At 54.1% G+C, this 16,796-nt stretch carries 18 protein-coding genes and 1 other annotated feature; of the genes, 8 read left to right on the forward strand and 10 right to left on the reverse strand.

What is annotated here, in order from left to right; all coding sequences use genetic code 11:
* Positions 1-250: 250 nt before the first annotated feature.
* From clpB to rluD, 3 genes are all read right to left on the reverse strand, one after another.
* The gene (clpB, locus tag USF70_RS20895) at positions 251-2,824 is read right to left on the reverse strand and encodes an ATP-dependent chaperone ClpB (RefSeq protein ID WP_023308864.1); all 2,574 of its coding nucleotides are present in this window, start codon (positions 2,822-2,824) and stop codon (positions 251-253) included.
* 129 nt (positions 2,825-2,953) lie between these two features.
* A complete protein-coding gene (gene yfiH / locus USF70_RS20900) occupies positions 2,954-3,685 on the reverse strand; it encodes a purine nucleoside phosphorylase YfiH (protein WP_232939417.1) in 732 nt (243 codons plus the stop codon).
* A complete protein-coding gene (gene rluD / locus USF70_RS20905; protein ID WP_023308866.1) occupies positions 3,682-4,662 on the reverse strand; it encodes a 23S rRNA pseudouridine(1911/1915/1917) synthase RluD in 981 nt (326 codons plus the stop codon). Before rluD ends, yfiH begins: the two co-directional genes overlap by 4 nt.
* A gap of 131 nt (positions 4,663-4,793) precedes the next feature.
* Between rluD and bamD the strand changes: the two genes are divergently transcribed.
* From bamD to pheA, 4 genes are all read left to right on the forward strand, one after another.
* Positions 4,794-5,531 (forward strand): outer membrane protein assembly factor BamD, encoded by a 738-nt coding sequence (gene bamD / locus USF70_RS20910; RefSeq protein ID WP_023308867.1) that lies wholly within the window; start codon positions 4,794-4,796, stop codon positions 5,529-5,531.
* A gap of 268 nt (positions 5,532-5,799) precedes the next feature.
* The gene (raiA, locus tag USF70_RS20915) at positions 5,800-6,141 is read left to right on the forward strand and encodes a ribosome-associated translation inhibitor RaiA (RefSeq protein ID WP_003863162.1); all 342 of its coding nucleotides are present in this window, start codon (positions 5,800-5,802) and stop codon (positions 6,139-6,141) included.
* A gap of 110 nt (positions 6,142-6,251) precedes the next feature.
* Positions 6,252-6,377 (forward strand) — a sequence feature (Phe leader region).
* Complete coding sequence (gene pheL / locus USF70_RS20920) at positions 6,253-6,300, forward strand: pheA operon leader peptide PheL (RefSeq protein WP_100249759.1); 48 nt, start codon at positions 6,253-6,255, stop codon at positions 6,298-6,300. (Overlaps the previous feature by 48 nt.)
* A gap of 30 nt (positions 6,378-6,407) precedes the next feature.
* On the forward strand, positions 6,408-7,568 hold the full coding sequence (gene pheA / locus USF70_RS20925; RefSeq protein ID WP_069303190.1) for a bifunctional chorismate mutase/prephenate dehydratase: 1,161 nt from the start codon (positions 6,408-6,410) through the stop codon (positions 7,566-7,568).
* Here the strand turns inward: pheA and USF70_RS20930 are convergent.
* The 3 genes from USF70_RS20930 to aroF are packed head-to-tail and all read right to left on the reverse strand — an operon-like array spanning position 7,565 to position 10,700.
* Positions 7,565-8,437: an SMP-30/gluconolactonase/LRE family protein gene (locus USF70_RS20930; RefSeq protein WP_064673563.1), complete on the reverse strand. Its 873-nt coding sequence runs from the start codon at positions 8,435-8,437 to the stop codon at positions 7,565-7,567. The two genes, pheA and USF70_RS20930, sit on opposite strands and share 4 nt — an antisense overlap.
* Before the next feature lie 60 nt (positions 8,438-8,497).
* Positions 8,498-9,619, reverse strand: a complete 1,122-nt coding sequence (gene tyrA, locus USF70_RS20935) for a bifunctional chorismate mutase/prephenate dehydrogenase (protein ID WP_320735975.1) — start codon at positions 9,617-9,619, stop codon at positions 8,498-8,500.
* A 10-nt stretch (positions 9,620-9,629) separates the two neighbouring features.
* Entirely contained in the window at positions 9,630-10,700 is a 1,071-nt protein-coding gene (gene aroF, locus USF70_RS20940) for a 3-deoxy-7-phosphoheptulonate synthase AroF (RefSeq protein ID WP_033146251.1), read from the reverse strand.
* Between the two features lie 214 nt (positions 10,701-10,914).
* On the opposite strand from aroF, the gene USF70_RS20945 reads away from it, so the two are divergent.
* From USF70_RS20945 to USF70_RS20960, 4 genes are all read left to right on the forward strand, one after another.
* Positions 10,915-11,289 carry a DUF2799 domain-containing protein gene (locus USF70_RS20945; protein ID WP_064673562.1) on the forward strand — a complete coding sequence of 125 codons (375 nt, stop codon included), beginning with the start codon at positions 10,915-10,917 and terminating at the stop codon, positions 11,287-11,289.
* Between the two features lie 152 nt (positions 11,290-11,441).
* Positions 11,442-11,978, forward strand: a complete 537-nt coding sequence (locus USF70_RS20950) for a YfiR family protein (RefSeq protein WP_033146572.1) — start codon at positions 11,442-11,444, stop codon at positions 11,976-11,978.
* Positions 11,971-13,191, forward strand: coding sequence for a diguanylate cyclase DgcN (gene dgcN / locus USF70_RS20955; RefSeq protein WP_029741024.1), 1,221 nt, complete (start codon positions 11,971-11,973; stop codon positions 13,189-13,191). Before USF70_RS20950 ends, dgcN begins: the two co-directional genes overlap by 8 nt.
* A 12-nt stretch (positions 13,192-13,203) precedes the next feature.
* Positions 13,204-13,689 (forward strand): OmpA family protein, encoded by a 486-nt coding sequence (locus USF70_RS20960; RefSeq protein ID WP_029741023.1) that lies wholly within the window; start codon positions 13,204-13,206, stop codon positions 13,687-13,689.
* Between the two features lie 2 nt (positions 13,690-13,691).
* Here the strand turns inward: USF70_RS20960 and USF70_RS20965 are convergent, their stop codons facing one another.
* The 4 genes from USF70_RS20965 to trmD form a co-directional block, all read right to left on the reverse strand.
* The gene (locus tag USF70_RS20965) at positions 13,692-15,062 is read right to left on the reverse strand and encodes a PepSY-associated TM helix domain-containing protein (RefSeq protein ID WP_320735976.1); all 1,371 of its coding nucleotides are present in this window, start codon (positions 15,060-15,062) and stop codon (positions 13,692-13,694) included.
* 38 nt (positions 15,063-15,100) lie between these two features.
* Positions 15,101-15,505, reverse strand: a complete 405-nt coding sequence (locus USF70_RS20970; protein ID WP_058841144.1) for a DUF2946 domain-containing protein — start codon at positions 15,503-15,505, stop codon at positions 15,101-15,103.
* A 132-nt stretch (positions 15,506-15,637) separates the two neighbouring features.
* A complete protein-coding gene (gene rplS, locus USF70_RS20975) occupies positions 15,638-15,985 on the reverse strand; it encodes a 50S ribosomal protein L19 (protein WP_002914145.1) in 348 nt (115 codons plus the stop codon).
* A gap of 43 nt (positions 15,986-16,028) precedes the next feature.
* On the reverse strand, positions 16,029-16,796 hold the full coding sequence (gene trmD / locus USF70_RS20980) for a tRNA (guanosine(37)-N1)-methyltransferase TrmD (RefSeq protein WP_015571574.1): 768 nt from the start codon (positions 16,794-16,796) through the stop codon (positions 16,029-16,031).

Genomic DNA, 16,796 nt, shown 5'->3' on the forward strand with positions numbered 1-16,796 from the left:
GCATATTACGCTTTCCCGCTTCAGAGTCAAGTGATTAATTTCGCTTTTCTCTGCTGACCCGGCGGCGTGTGTGCCGTTGTTCCGTGTCAGTGGAGGCGCATTATAGGGAGTAATTCCGAACCTGCAAGAATAAAGTGACATTTATTTACTAACTGCTCACTTTCCAGGCAAGTTTTACTCCAGACCTCAATTTTCGCCTGGTTTTTAAACAAAAACGAGCCGCAAGCGGCTCGTTTTTGCGTTTTGTGACTTACTGCACTGCCACAATACGATCGTCGTTGGCTTCCAGACGAATAACTTTGCCCGGAATCAACTCTCCGGAGAGGATCTGCTGCGCCAGCGGGTTTTCGATCTGCTGCTGGATAGCACGTTTCAATGGACGCGCACCGTACACTGGATCGTAACCATTCTCGCTCAGCAGCTTCAGGGCCTCGTCGGAGATGTGAATTTCATATCCACGCTCTTCCAGACGTTTGTACAGACGCTGCAGCTGGATCTGCGCAATCGACGCAATGTGTTTCTCACCCAGAGGATGGAATACTACCACTTCATCAATACGGTTGATGAACTCCGGACGGAAGTTATGGCTCACGACACCGAGCACCAGATCCTTCATATGGCTATAGTCCAGTTCACCGAAACGTTCCTGAATCAAATCGGAACCCAGGTTCGAAGTCATGATGACAACCGTATTACGGAAGTCGACCGTTCTCCCCTGTCCGTCGGTCAGACGGCCATCATCCAGCACCTGAAGCAGGATGTTGAACACATCAGGATGCGCTTTTTCCACCTCATCCAGCAGGATGACGGAATAAGGGCGACGGCGAACGGCTTCCGTCAGATATCCCCCTTCTTCATAACCAACGTATCCCGGAGGCGCGCCGACCAGACGTGAGACGGAGTGTTTCTCCATAAACTCGGACATGTCGATACGTACCATCGCATCGTCGCTGTCGAACATAAAGTTAGCCAGCGCTTTACACAGCTCGGTTTTACCGACGCCCGTCGGCCCCAGGAACAGGAACGAACCAATCGGACGGTTTGGGTCGGACAGTCCTGCACGACTACGACGAATAGCGTTCGAAACCGCTTCAACCGCTTCGTTCTGGCCAATCACCCGATTGTGTAGATCTTGCTCCATGCGCAGCAGTTTTTCACGCTCGCCTTCCAGCATGCGCGCCACCGGAATACCGGTCCAGCGAGCAAGCACTTCCGCGATTTCCGCATCCGTTACTTTATTACGTAACAGACGCATCGTTTTCCCTTCTGACTGCGTCGCTATCTCAAGCTGTTTTTCCAGTTCAGGAATTTTGCCGTACTGCAGTTCAGACATCCGCGCCAGATCGCCGACACGGCGAGCCTGCTCAATGGCAATTTTGGCCTGTTCGAGTTCAGCTTTAATGGTCTGAGTGCCGGAAAGGGATGCTTTCTCGGCTTTCCACTCTTCTTCCAGCTCAGAATACTGGCGCTCTTTATCGTCCAGTTCTTCATTGAGCATATCCAGGCGTTTCTTACTGGCTTCATCAGACTCTTTCTTCAGCGCCTGCTGTTCCAGCTTGAGCTGAATGATGCGTCGGTCGAGCCTGTCCAGCTCTTCCGGTTTCGAGTCAATCTGCATACGAATGCTCGAAGCCGCTTCATCAATAAGGTCGATCGCTTTATCCGGTAGCTGACGGTCAGCAATATAACGATGCGAAAGCGTCGCTGCCGCAACGATAGCCGGGTCAGTGATCTGCACGTGGTGGTGCAGTTCATAGCGCTCCTTCAAACCACGCAGGATCGCGATGGTATCTTCAACGCTTGGCTCAGCAACAAACACTTTCTGGAAACGACGTTCCAGAGCAGCATCTTTCTCAATGTACTGACGGTACTCGTCGAGCGTGGTGGCACCGACGCAGTGAAGTTCACCGCGCGCCAGCGCAGGTTTCAGCATGTTCCCGGCATCCATCGCGCCGTCCGCTTTACCCGCACCGACCATAGTGTGCAGTTCGTCGATAAACAGGATAACGTTCCCTTCCTGCTTCGCCAGGTCGTTAAGCACGCCTTTCAGACGCTCCTCAAACTCACCGCGGTATTTCGCACCGGCCACCAGCGCGCCCATATCCAGCGCCAGTACGCGGCGGCCTTTCAGGCCTTCCGGCACTTCGCCGTTGACGATACGCTGCGCCAGCCCTTCAACGATGGCGGTTTTACCGACACCCGGTTCACCAATCAGCACCGGGTTGTTCTTGGTACGACGCTGCAGTACCTGAATCGTACGGCGAATTTCTTCATCACGGCCGATAACCGGGTCAAGTTTGCCCTGTTCAGCACGCTCGGTCAGATCGACCGTAAATTTCTTCAAAGCCTGACGTTGGTCTTCGGCTCCCTGATCGTTCACGCTTTCACCTCCGCGCATTTTCTCAATCGCCTGAGTCACATTGGCGGTGGTCGCACCGGCAGATTTCAGCAGGTCGGTCAAGGTACCGCGTGATTCAAGCGCCGCCAGAACAAACAGCTCTGACGAAATAAAGTTGTCCCCACGTTTTTGCGCCAGCTTGTCGCAAAGGTTAAGCACGCGCACCAGATCCTGCGACGGCTGAACGTCGCCGCCGGTACCTTCTACCTGCGGTAAACGGCTCAGCGCCTGATCGATAGCGGTGCGTAACTGGCCAGCATTAATGCCAGCGGACGTTAATAAAGGACGTACCGATCCCCCTTCCTGATTCAGCAAGGCGCTCATTAAATGAAGAGGTTCGATAAACTGGTTGTCGTGCCCCAGTGCGAGGGACTGGGCATCGGCGAGAGCAAGCTGGAATTTATTAGTAAGACGATCCAGACGCATAACTCCTCCCATAACAGGTCAAATTTGCTACTGGAGATTAAATGAGGTCATCCCTCAATTATTCAAGGTTAATGACCTGAATTATGTGAAAAGAAAACGGCACGTACCGGATCGTCTTGATTCTTTAGGTTATATCAGCCAAATGAAACTTGCCATACGCCCCGTGGTCTTGTCGCGACGATAGGAGAAAAAATCACCCTTTTCGGTGAATGTGCAGCGATCGCCGCCGAAGATCTGCGTCACGCCAACGTTATTCAGACGCTGACGGGCGAGCTGGTAAATATCGGCCAGATATTTATCCCCCGAAGGCAGGAAGGCTTCAACCGCTTGCGGATCTTTTTCCATAAAGGCTTCGCGAACCTCTGGCCCCACTTCGAAAGCGCGAGGACCAATGGCCGGGCCAAGCCAGGCCATAATATTGGCGGGCTCATCGTTAAAGCAGGCGACTGTTTCTTCGAGCACGCCTTCACACAGACCACGCCATCCCGCGTGTGCTGCTGCCACCTCGGTACCTGCACGGTTACAGAACAGAACCGGCAGACAATCGGCGGTCATCACGGCACAAACGGTTCCCGGAGTATTACTGTAAGAGGCATCAGCGCATTTAGAAGCATAGGGTTCTCCCGTCAACTTCAGCACTGCGTTACCATGAACCTGTTCCAGCCAGACCGGTTTCGACGGCAAGTTCCCCGCAGCAAACAGACGTCGGCGGTTCTCTTCAACATGTTCCAGGTTGTCGCCACAGTGCGCACCGAGGTTCAAAGACTCCCACGCGCCCTGGCTAACACCGCCAATACGGGTTGAACTGCAGGCGGCCACGCCTGCAGGCAATGGCCACTCCGGGACAATCAGTTTGGTCATAACCAGTCCACTTGATCCTTATGTTCTTCGAAATCAGCACGCATGGCGTCGATAAGATCCACCATATCCTGCGGGATAGGCGCATGCCACTCCATCTGAATACCGGTGATAGGGTGGTAAAGACGCAGCATAGTCGCGTGCAGCGCCTGGCGATCGAATTTACGCAATACGCTGATGAACTCATCCGATGCGCCTTTAGGTGGACGCGGACGACCACCGTATACCTGATCCCCGACCAGCGGATGGGTAATGTGGGCCATATGCACGCGGATCTGGTGAGTACGTCCGGTTTCCAGACGCAGACGCAGGCGCGTATGAATACGGAAGTGCTCCATAATGCGATAGTGCGTCACCGCCGGTTTACCCATCGGATGCACCGACATATGGGTACGTTTGGTTGGGTGACGGCTGATTGGCTCTTCCACCGTTCCGCCAGAGGTCATATGCCCAATGGCTACCGCTTCATACTCGCGGGTGATTTCGCGCAGCTGCAGCGATTCCACCAGACGGGTCTGAGCTGGAACGGTCTTCGCCACCACCATCAAACCGGTGGTGTCTTTATCCAGACGGTGCACGATGCCCGCGCGCGGGACATCCGCGATCGGCGGATAATAATGGAGAAGTGCGTTAAGTACCGTACCGTCAGGGTTCCCCGCGCCCGGATGAACAACCAGGTCGCGCGGCTTGTTGATCACCAGAATGTCATCATCTTCATAGACGATGTCCAGTGGGATATCCTGCGGCTCGAAGCGGATTTCCTCTTCAATTTCAGCATTGATGGCGACAGCTTCCCCACCTAACACTTTCTCTTTTGGTTTGTCCCAGATCTTGCCGTTTACCAGCACGCGCTGGTCAAGGATCCATTCTTTTATGCGTGAACGCGAATAATCAGGGAACAATTCGGCCAAAGCCTGATCTAAGCGTTGACCGAGCTGATTTTCGGAGACTGTTGCGGTGAGTTCTACTCGTTGTGCCATAAACTGCTTCTTCGTTTAACGTTGGGTTTTACGGCTTTGCCGTTTAATATAGTGTGCTATTGTAGCTGGTCTTAATCGGGAGCAGGAACAGAGTTTCTCCCGGACAAACATTTGAGGAAAGTCAAAACGTCATGACGCGCATGAAATATCTGGTGGCAGCGGCCACGTTGAGCCTGGCTTTGGTGGGCTGCTCCGGTTCAAATGAACAGGTCCCTGACAATCCGCCGAATGAAATCTATGCGACTGCACAACAAAAGTTGCAGGACGGTAACTGGAAACAGGCGATAACGCAACTGGAAGCGTTGGATAATCGCTATCCATTTGGTCCATATTCGCAGCAGGTACAGTTAGATCTCATCTACGCATACTATAAAAATGCCGATCTGCCGCTGGCTCAGGCAACCATCGATCGTTTCATGCGTCTGAACCCGACTCATCCTAACATCGACTATGTGATGTACATGCGCGGCCTCACCAACATGGCGCTGGACGACAGTGCGCTGCAAGGCTTCTTCGGCGTGGATCGTTCCGACCGTGACCCGCAGCATGCGCGTGATGCCTTCAATGACTTCTCCAAGCTGGTGCGCGGCTATCCGAACAGTCAGTACGTGACCGACGCGACCAAACGTCTGGTGTTCCTGAAAGATCGTCTGGCGAAATATGAATACTCCGTAGCGGAATACTATACCCGTCGTGGCGCATGGGTTGCCGTGGTTAACCGCGTAGAAGGTATGCTGCGTGATTATCCGGATACTCAGGCAACGCGCGACGGCCTGAAGCTGATGGAAAATGCTTACCGTCAGATGCAGATGACCGCTCAGGCTGAAAAAGTGGCGAAAATCATCGCTGCGAACAGCAGCAACACCTGATATTGCCTCAATGCAAAACGGCAGCCCGAAGGCTGCCGTTTTTTTATTCATTTTACCGCGTCGCTGAAGCGCTTAAGCCTCAACACATCCAGTCAACTATGGCCCCAATTTTTGCCTTCGACAAGGTAAATCTCACCTCTTCCTGCCCTGCCTCACAAAAAAGATTCCCTGACAAAAACCGACAAAATAACGTGATATAAATCACACATTTTGACATTAGGTCGGGTATGCTGGAATCACCAAGACGGAAAGACAAGAGGTAAAATTTATGACAATGAACATTACCAGTAAACAAATGGAAATTACTCCGGCAATCCGCCAGCACGTCGCAGACCGTCTCGCCAAACTGGATAAATGGCAAACTCATTTGATTAATCCACATATCATCCTGTCCAAGGAGCCGCAGGGTTTCATCGCTGACGCAACTATCAATACTCCAAACGGCCATCTGGTCGCCAGCGCAAAACACGAGGATATGTACACAGCAATTAACGATTTGATCAACAAGCTGGAACGGCAGCTCAATAAAGTGCAACACAAAGGTGAAGCCCGTCGCGCCGCAACATCGGTGAAAGACGCCAGCTTCGCGGAAGAAGTTGAAGAAGAGTAATCCTTTAAATTGAGTGTACCGCCAACGCGCCTTCGGGCGCGTTTTTTGTTTTTTATTGACAGGGTGAAAACAGTACGGGTACTTTAACGGTATCAATCACAGGATGACTTTATGAAACTTACGCCGTTCTTCTTCGCATTCTTTTTTACCTTCCCCTGACTGGGAGGCGTTTCGTCGTGTGATAAAGAATGCGAAGACGAACAACAAGGCCTCCCACACCGGGGGGCCTTTTTTATTGATAACGATAAAATGAGACAGGCAACACTATGACACCGGAAAACCCGTTACTGGATCTGCGAGTAAAAATCAGCGCGCTGGATGAGAAACTGCTGGCGCTGCTGGCCGAACGCCGCGCGCTTGCCGTTGAAGTGGGCAAAGCCAAGCTGGACTCCCATCGCCCGGTACGCGATATCGACCGCGAGCGCGATCTGCTGGAACGTCTCATTCAGCTCGGCAAAGCGCATCACCTCGATGCCCACTACATTACCCGGTTGTTCCAGCTCATCATCGAAGACTCCGTTCTCACTCAGCAAGCGCTGCTCCAGCAGCATCTGAATAAAACCAATCCACACTCTGCGCGTATTGCCTTCCTCGGTCCGAAGGGATCTTATTCTCACCTGGCCGCACGTCAGTATGCCGCACGCCATTTCGAAGAATTTATTGAGAGCGGCTGCGCGAAGTTTGCCGACATTTTTAACCAGGTTGAGACCGGCCAGGCGGATTACGCCGTCGTACCGATTGAAAACACCAGCTCCGGCGCCATCAACGACGTCTACGATTTGCTGCAGCACACCAGCCTGTCGCTGGTTGGCGAGCTGACGATCCCAATCGATCACTGCGTGCTGGTCGCCGGCTCAACGGACCTGAGCAAGATCGAAACGGTTTACAGTCATCCACAGCCGTTCCAGCAGTGCAGCCAGTTCCTGAACCGCTATCCGAGCTGGAAAATTGAGTACACCGAAAGCACCTCGGCGGCGATGGAAAAAGTGGCGCAGGCTAACACCCCAACCGTCGCCGCGCTCGGCAGCGAAGCAGGCGGGGCGCTGTATGGTTTACAGGTGCTGGAACGCAACCTGGCGAACCAGACGCAAAATATCACCCGCTTCGTGGTGCTGGCACGCAAGGCAATCAATGTGTCAGACCAGGTGCCGGCCAAAACCACGCTGCTGATGGCGACCGGCCAACAGGCCGGGGCGCTGGTTGAAGCCCTGCTGGTGCTGCGTAACCACAACCTGATCATGACCAGGCTGGAATCACGCCCAATCCACGGTAACCCGTGGGAAGAGATGTTCTACCTCGATATCCAGGCCAACCTGGAATCTGCTTCCATGCAGAAGGCCCTGCGCGAACTGGGCGAGATCACGCGTTCCATGAAGGTGCTGGGCTGCTATCCGAGCGAAAACGTGGTCCCGGTTGACCCGGCTTAACGTTCGATGAACCGGCTTTTCTTCATCCCTGCCACGTTCACCGGCAGGGTGAAGATGGCGCCGGAGAGCGGATACTTCGCCACCTCGTCCGCATCCATATTTTCCCGCGTGGTGGTAATAAACAGCGTTTTCATGTCATCGCCCCCAAAGCAGACCATCGTCGGGCAACGCACCGGCATGCGGTATTCTTCCAGCTGCTCCCCTTGCGGAGAAAAACGCGCAATACGCCAGCCGCCAAACAGCGCGCTCCAGTAGCAGCCTTCCACATCCATGGCCGCGCCGTCCGGTATCCCTTCGCCCTCTTTAAACTGACGAAACACCTCGCGCCTGCCGGGTTCGCCCTTCTCATCAAGCTGCGTTCGGTAAATAACGCCGTTTGGCGTATCTGAAGTAAACATCCATTGATTATCAGGGCTAAACGCTAAGCCGTTGTGGCCGTGAATATCACACTGGATCACTTTCGGCGTCAGGTCGTTGTCGATGCGCATCAGCAGGGCACCGTTATAATCTCCCGGCCCCCAAAACGTGCCCGCGTAGAATCGTCCCAGAGAATCGGTGCCGCCGTCGTTAAAGCGTGCGAGCTGCGGGTTAGAGGGGTTATCGCACACCTTGCGGCGCAGCAGGCCGTGTTTATCGGTCAGCCAGATACCCGTTCGCATCGCAACGATAAAACCACCCTGCTCGCGCAGCGCGAAACAGCCCACCTCCTCATGGAAAGAGAGTACGGTGTGTTCTGCCGTCGGCAGATGGTAGCGGTGGATCTCCCCTTCCAGAATATCGGCCCAGTAGAGCGCGCGCTCTTCTGCGCTCCACGTCGGGCACTCAGGCAGATGCCCGGTGTAATTCAACAGCAGCTGCGGTTCGGCCATGACAGTTCCCCAAAATAAAAAAAGCCAGCATTGCTGGCTTTCAGTATATACATCATCGCATTACTGGCGACTGTCATTTGCCTGGCGCAACAGCGTCCGGCTCTCACTCTGGAAACGCTGCGCGTAATCGCCAAACCAGTGCTCAACCTTGCGGAAACTGTCGATAAACGCCTGCTTGTCTCCGTGCTCCAGCAGCGTAATGGCTTCGCCAAAGCGCTGATAGTAGCGCTTGATGAGCGCCAGGTTGTTCTCGGAGGACATAATAATGTCCGCGTAAAGCTGCGGATCCTGAGCAAACAGGCGCCCGACCATCGCCAGCTCCAGACGATAGATAGGTGAAGAGAGCGCCAGCAGCTGTTCAAGCTGCACGTTCTCTTCCGCCAGATGCAGACCGTAGGCAAACGTCGCAAAGTGGCGCAGCGCCTGAATGAACGCCATGTTCTGATCGTGCTCGACCGCGCTGATGCGGTGCAGTCGCGCGCCCCATACCTGAATCTGTTCCAGGAACCACTGATAGGCTTCCGGCTGACGACCGTCGCAGTAAACCACCACCTGCTTAGCCAGGCTGCCGCTGTCCGGGCCAAACATCGGGTGCAGACCCAGTACCGGGCCCGTATGCGCAGCCAGCATCGCCTGTAGAGGACCATTTTTGACGGAGGCCAGATCCACCAGGATGCAATCTTTCGGTAAAGCAGGAAGCTTTCCGATGATCTGCTCCGTCACGTGGATCGGCACGCTGACGATAACCATCCCGGCATCTTTCATGAGTTCCGGAGCATGCGCCCAGTCCCCTTTTTCCAGAATGCGCACCTGATAGCCCGAAAGCGTCAGCATTTTTTCAAACAGACGCCCCATCTGTCCTGCCCCGCCGACAATCACCACCGGCCTCAGGGACGGACAGAGGGTTTTGAAGCCCTTGTCGTTTTCGCTGGAATAGGATTCCCGCATCACGCGACGCAGAACATCTTCAATTAAATCCGGCGAAACGCCCAGCGCCTGGGCCTCTTTGCGACGAGAGGCCAGCATTGAGGCTTCGCGCTCCGGGACGTAAATCGGCAGGCCGTATTTGCTTTTCACCTCACCGACTTCGGCAACCAGCGCCATGCGGCGCGCCAGCAGGTCCAGCAGCGCCTTATCCACTTCATCAATTTGATCGCGCAGTGCGGTCAATTCAGCAACCATAACTAACCTCTTAAGCCAGACGCGTCGCCAGCTGGCCTTTCAAATCTTTGTGGATCTCACGCAGCAGCGCATCGGTGGTTTCCCAGCTGATGCAGGCATCCGTCACGGAGACGCCGTGCTTCATTGCGCTACGCGGTTGTTCAGATGATTGATTGCCTTCATGAATATTGCTCTCAATCATCAGACCGATAATCGAACGGTTGCCATCTTTGATCTGTGCGACCACGGATTCCGCAACCGCAGGCTGGCGACGGTAATCTTTATTTGAATTACCATGACTGCAATCTACCATCAGTGCCGGGCGCAGTCCCGCCTGCTCCATCTCTTTTTCACACTGCGCCACGTCCGCCGGGCTGTAGTTAGGTGCTTTCCCGCCGCGCAGGATCACATGGCCGTCCGGGTTACCCTGCGTTTGCAGGAGGCAGACCTGACCCGCCTGGTTGATACCGACGAAACGGTGCGGCATCGCAGCAGCGCGCATGGCGTTGATCGCCGTCGCCAGGCTGCCATCGGTACCGTTTTTAAAGCCAACCGGCATTGACAGGCCAGACGCCATCTCGCGGTGGGTTTGCGATTCCGTGGTACGCGCGCCAATCGCCGACCAGCTGAACAGATCGCCCAGGTACTGCGGGCTGTTCGGGTCCAGCGCTTCGGTTGCCAGCGGCAGCCCCATGCTGACCAGCTCCACCAGCAGGCGACGCGCAATCTTCAGGCCTGCTTCCACATCAAACGAGCCATCCATGTGCGGATCGTTAATCAACCCTTTCCAGCCGACGGTCGTACGTGGCTTCTCAAAATAGACGCGCATCACCAGATAGAGGCTATCGCTGACCTCCTCCGCTAACGCTTTAAATCGACGAGCATATTCAATGGCGGTTTCAGGATCGTGAATGGAGCAAGGACCGCATACCACCAGCAGGCGCGGATCGCGGCCGGCGATAATGTCAGAAATGGTCTGGCGAGAGTGCTCGATCTGAGCCTCCTGCGCGACGCTCAGCGGAAATTCCGCTTTCAGTTGATCCGGAGTGATTAACACCTGTTCGTCAGTGATATGTACGTTGTTCAGCGCGTCTTTTTGCATGATGGCGATCCTGTAAAGCTCGTTTGCGATAGTTGTATTCCTCAATGAGGTGAAACCACGATACCATAAAAAGTAAACATTTCAATCCAAAATACGTACACATTACTTTACACATGCCAATTTATTGCAAAAATCAGCCGATAAAAACGTAAACTTTAAATTACAGACAGGTTTTCTTTAGCCAGGCTATGCTGAAGAAAAAAGGAGAATGGCTATGCGTTCAATTGCTCTCGCGCTGTTGTCGCTGTTTTTAACGGGCTGTCAGATCAATCCTTACACCTTCCAGCCCGACTGGACCAGCCCATCCTGGTTTGATGCAGGTAAAGAAGACGCCATGAATGGCCTGCCGGTTAAAGATAACCAGGCCCTGGCCGATAGTTTTAACGACACACACGTTGATCGTAGTGAATATCTTCGCGGCTATGCTGATGGTCAGAAGAAAATCTGCGAAGAAGGGTTTATTCACGCCTGGGGATTAGCAGGCAAATCTTTCCCTGCCAGTTGCGATACAGCCGAAAACGCGGCAAAACTGCGTGCGTCATGGCAGCAAGGGATGGATGAAAGTATGCGCTCCAGCAGACTGAATTAATCTATTTTTATCCACCGGAAAATAAACAACTGTAGGATTTAGCTTAGGTCGGCCTCATGCTATTTCTGACATAATGACGGCCCTGATAAACAATGGTATTCTGCCCGCAACTCTTAAGGACATCTATTTCCAGAGCGATGTGGCGGATTCTGGTGAGAAATTTATTCTTGATCTCTTTTTTCCGACTCACTCTGGTGATAATGCTGTTCCTTATGGTGGGCCCTGCGGCGGCAGGCACGCTTACGGAAACGGATAAATCGGTACGCTCGATTGTCTCAGGCATCGTGAGCTATACGCGATGGCCGTCACTTTCCGGTCAGCCTAAACTCTGCGTCTACGCCACGTCGCACTATACGCACGCCCTCAGCGGCGATGAGGGGCATAGCGAGTTACCTTATACTCCCGTTATTGTACGTAACGATCAGGAAGCCCTGGCCGCGACGTGCGATGCGATCTATTTCGGGTCTGAATCACCGGCAAAACAACTTGAATTAATAAGTCAATATCAGGGCAGAGCGTTGCTATTAATCTCAGAGCAAAATCCGGAATGTGTAATTGGCAGTGCCTTTTGCCTGATAATCGATCGCGGCCAGGTACGGTTCGCCGTCAATCTGGATGCATTGACGCGCAGTGGCGTAAGAGTCAATCCGGATGTATTAATGCTTGCACGGAATAAGCAGCATGGATAAAGATTTCACTTCAACGCCACGTCCGACGTTTAAAAGAACGTTGAGGCGAAACAGCATGATAAGCGTCATCATCACGATGACGTTAATATGGCTGCTGCTCTGTTTTGCTTCCGTCGTGACGTTAAAACAATACGCGCAAAAGAATCTCGAATTAACTGGCGCAACAATGAGCCACAGCCTGGAAGCCTCGCTGGTGTTCAACGACTCGCTAGCGGCCAACGAAACGCTGGCTGCGCTGGGCAAACAGGGGCAGTTTGCCGTGGCCGAGGTTATTAACGCGCATAAAAAGCGGTTTGCCTACTGGTCCTGGAACCCGGAGGACAACAACGACACGCTGGGCGCACTGGTCAGCCGCTGGCTTTTCCCCGTACCGGTTGCGCAGCCCATCATGCATAACGGCGCAACGATCGGCGAAATTCGCCTGACCGCGCGTGACAGTCTGATCGGCCATTTCATCTGGATGTCGTTTGCCGTTCTGACCGGCTGTATTCTCTTTGCAACCGTCGTCGCGCTCACCATTACCCAGTCTTTGCACCATGGGATGGTCACAGCCCTGCAAAACATCACCGACGTGGTGCATGACGTTCGCACTAACCGCAACTTCTCCCGCCGGGTGAAAGACGGCCGTATTGAAGAGTTTCACCAGTTTGGTGAGGACTTCAACAGCCTTCTGGATGAGATGGAGGAGTGGCAACTGAAGCTTCAGGCGAAAAATGCCCAGCTGCTGCGTACCGCCATGCACGACCCGCTCACCGGTCTTGCCAACCGCGCGGCGTTTCGTAACAGCATTGCGGCCTTAATGAACGACCCTTCTGCCAAAACAAACTCGGCCCTGCTCTTCCTCGACGGTGATAATTTCAAGTTTATTAACGACACCTGGGGACACGCGGCAGGTGACTGCGTGCTGATAGAAGTCGCCAGCAGGATGATGGAGTTTGGCGACAAACGTCACCAGGCGTACCGCCTTGGCGGTGACGAATTCGCCATGGTGCTGTACGGCGTACATTCTGAGCTTGAGGTTCAACACATTTGTGCTGCGCTATCGCAGCAGTTTATCCGTCCGTTTGATCTTCATAACGGACAAAAAGCATCGATGTCACTCAGCATTGGCTTTGCTCTGGCGTGGGAAAATGCTTCCGTGGAAGCATTACTGGAGAGGGCTGACCGCAACATGTATCAGGTGAAAAACCAGCGTACGAAAACAACAAGTTAGAAAGGATACACTATGTTAAAACGTTACTTCGCGCCGATAGTTCTGGCCTCACTGGTTCTGGCAGGCTGTCAGTCGCCCCCGGAAGGCAAATTCACTCCTGAGCAAATTTCGGCGATGAAGTCTTACGGTTTTAACGAACTGAACGGTGACTGGTCACTTGGCATGTCGGACACCATCCTGTTTGATAAAAATGACGCCAGACTGCGTCCGGAAAGTGAAACGCAGATCCAGTCCATGGCCTCTCGCCTGGCGGAAACCGGCCTGAACCACGCGCGAATGGACGGTCACACGGATAACTACGGTGAAGAAAGCTACAACGAAGCGCTGTCGTTAAAACGCGCCAATGCCGTGGCCGATGCCTGGGCGAAGGGGGCAAATATCCCGCGCAGCAATCTCACCACGCGGGGGTTAGGTCAAAAATATCCGGTTGCGAGCAACAGTACCCCGCAAGGGCGCGCTGAAAACCGCCGCGTCGCAGTGGTGATCAGCACGCCATAGGGTTATTTAGCGGATGATTCGGCGAGCGTCACCCTGGTTGCCGCTCGCCAGCGCAGCCAGTCCACCAGAACAAACAGCGCCAGACTCACGCCCATAACCGGCAAGGCCAGCCCCAGCAGTATGCTGATTATCACCGTAATGCCTCTTCCCCATCCTGACAGCGCCAGCCAGCTCTGACAAAGCGTCTGCACCGGATCCACGGCCGACTGTGCCGGACGACGCATCCACCACATCCGGTAACCCCAGACGATGAGCACGCACAGGGCGAGGCCGAACGCCACCAGCAGCAGCTGATTCACCAGCCCGAATAAGATCCCCATATGGAAATCCACGCCCCAGCGGGTCAGTTTTGCCATTAACGGGAAATCCTCGAATCGGGTTCTGTCCACGACCTGCATCGTAGAAGGATCAACCGCAACGGCGTCCACCTGGGTCGGCCAGCTGCGATCGATTTCCGTCACGGTCCAGGCGCTATCCGCCGTTTTCGCCGGGCGGATCTCCAGCCTGTTGGCATCAATTCCCGCGCTACGGGCCGCGCTTAATACTCCGTCAAACTGCGTCAGATCCATCGCCATTTCCGGCATCATCATTCCGCCGTGATGGCCCCGGTGTTCGGCATGCTCATCCACGATCTCCTGTTGACCGGAAAGCGTCGTGTTCACCTGCGGGGTAAGCCAGTTCATCTCTGCCCGCAGCTTATCAACGTTCCCGCCAGCCCACTGGGACCAGGTCAGGCCGGTTGCTGAGAACAACAGCATTCCGCCCAGCAGACTCCAGCCCAGCGTCACGTGCATCCGACGACGATTCTGGAAGAGATTATTGATCCGCCGTTTGGGTCGGGTATAAAACCACAGGACAGCACCGCCCAGCGCGGCAACCCACATCCAGGAGGCGGCAAGCTCGCTGTAGAGCCGCCCCACGTCGCCCAGCATCAGAGAGGTATGCAGATAATCAATAGTCTGACGCAGCGGTAAAATCCCGCTGGTGCCGTATACCGTCATATCTCCCAGCACCGCCAGGCTTACCGGATCAATAAAAATAGCCCGGTTCTCCGATGGGCCAAGCGTCGGATCGGCAAACATCACGCGGGTGGTTTCGCCTTCAGCCAGCCCCGGACGCACGGCGTGCAAATGCAAATCTGAGCCAACGGTTTTTTCCGCCACGGCAATTTGCTCCGCCAGCGGCTGCAACTCGCCTACGGAATTCGTGTGGAGCGCGTGCCGGTAGAGCGCATTCTCCAGCTGCGGGGTCGCCACATACAGCGTACCGGTCAGCGCGGCAAAGAAGATAAACGGACCAACAAAAAGCCCGACGTAGAAATGGAGGCGACGCAGCAGGTTTCCCCATGCCGCGCGCGGAGTGCAGGTAGTCATACTTTTCCTTTTTAAGGCAAAAAGTTATCGATTTAGTTTTAAAGGGAAAAAGCAGACTGCCGCGGCGGCGCGCGGGTATCAGGGTAAAGCCAGGGGAAAAAGTGCCAGTGGCTAACCGCCTGGCGCGGCGGCTTAATGCGAAGCCTCTGTAATACCGCGCTGAGCAGGACGATCAGCGCCAGCATCACGCCAGGGACATGCGCTAACAGCACGCAGTAGCCGCACGCTTCCGCATGGTCGACAGGCATCGTATGCGGCATATCGCCCTGATGCTCGTCCATCGACATCATGCTCATGTCATGATGCATGCCCGGCATCGCGCTCATGGGATCTTTCTGCAAGGAGACGGAGATAAGCGGCGCCACCACGATCAGCAGGATCGCAAACAGCGCGGTCAATGCCGCTGCGCGTTTCCGGCCAGGCTGATGCAGTACGTTATCCACTTCTCCTCCTTTCAAGAGGCAAGCATTGTAAATGATTTATGACAAAAGGGTTAACGTGAGAAATGCGCAGGGATAAAAAAAGGGCCAGCCTTTCGGCCAGCCCTTTCTAACAGGATGTCGCTTAAGCGAATCTTAGTTCAGACGCTCTTTAATACGAGCAGACTTACCAGTACGCTCACGCAGGTAGTACAGTTTAGCTTTACGTACAGCACCACGACGTTTAACAGCAATGCTGTCAACTACCGGAGAGTGAGTCTGGAAGACACGCTCAACGCCTTCGCCGTTGGAAATTTTACGAACAGTGAATGCAGAGTGCAGACCGCGGTTACGAATAGCGATAACCACGCCCTCGAATGCCTGCAGACGTTTTTTGGAACCTTCAACAACCCATACTTTCACTTCCACGGTGTCACCTGGACGGAAGGAAGGTACGTCCTGCTTCATCTGCTCTTGTTCAAGTTGCTTAATAATGTTGCTCATAATTTAATCTCTTATCCTGGGTAAACTGATATTCGGGAGCGTATTACGCATTCCCATCATGTTCATGCTGCTGGTGCACGTGTTCAGTTTTGAACTCGGCCAGCAACTTTGCTTGCTCTTCAGTCAGAGCCAGGTTTTCCAGAAGTTCAGGTCTTCTAAGCCAGGTTCGGCCCAGCGACTGCTTCAAACGCCAGCGACGTATCTCGGCATGGTTTCCAGACAGTAACACTGCCGGTACTTCCATCCCTTCTAACACTTCAGGACGAGTATAGTGTGGACAGTCCAGCAACCCATCGGCAAAGGAATCTTCCGTTGCCGAAGCTTCATGGCCCAGAACTCCCGGAATGAACCGGGCGACGGAGTCAATCAGCGTCATTGCGGGTAACTCACCACCGCTGAGAACGTAATCGCCGATAGACCATTCTTCGTCAATCTCGGTTTGAATTACGCGCTCATCTATCCCTTCGTAGCGCCCACAGACCAGAATCAGCTTTTGATTCGTCGCCAGTTCGCTCACGCCCGCTTGATCAAGCTTGCGTCCCTGAGGTGACAGATAAATCACCTTTGCGCCTTCACCTGCCGCGGCTTTTGCTGTGTGAATGGCGTCCCGTAAGGGTTGCACCATCATTAGCATCCCCGGTCCGCCGCCGTAAGGACGATCGTCCACGGTACGGTGCCGGTCATGAGTAAAGTCACGAGGACTCCAGCTCTGGATGCTCAGCAGGCCATTCTTTACTGCCCGGCCAGTTACCCCGTAATCGGTAATCGCGCGGAACATTTCAGGAAACAGGCTAATTATGCCAATCCACAT

It is taken from the genome of Enterobacter sp. 237C8, from assembly GCF_034106865.1.
Lineage (GTDB): Bacteria > Pseudomonadota > Gammaproteobacteria > Enterobacterales > Enterobacteriaceae > Enterobacter > Enterobacter asburiae_B.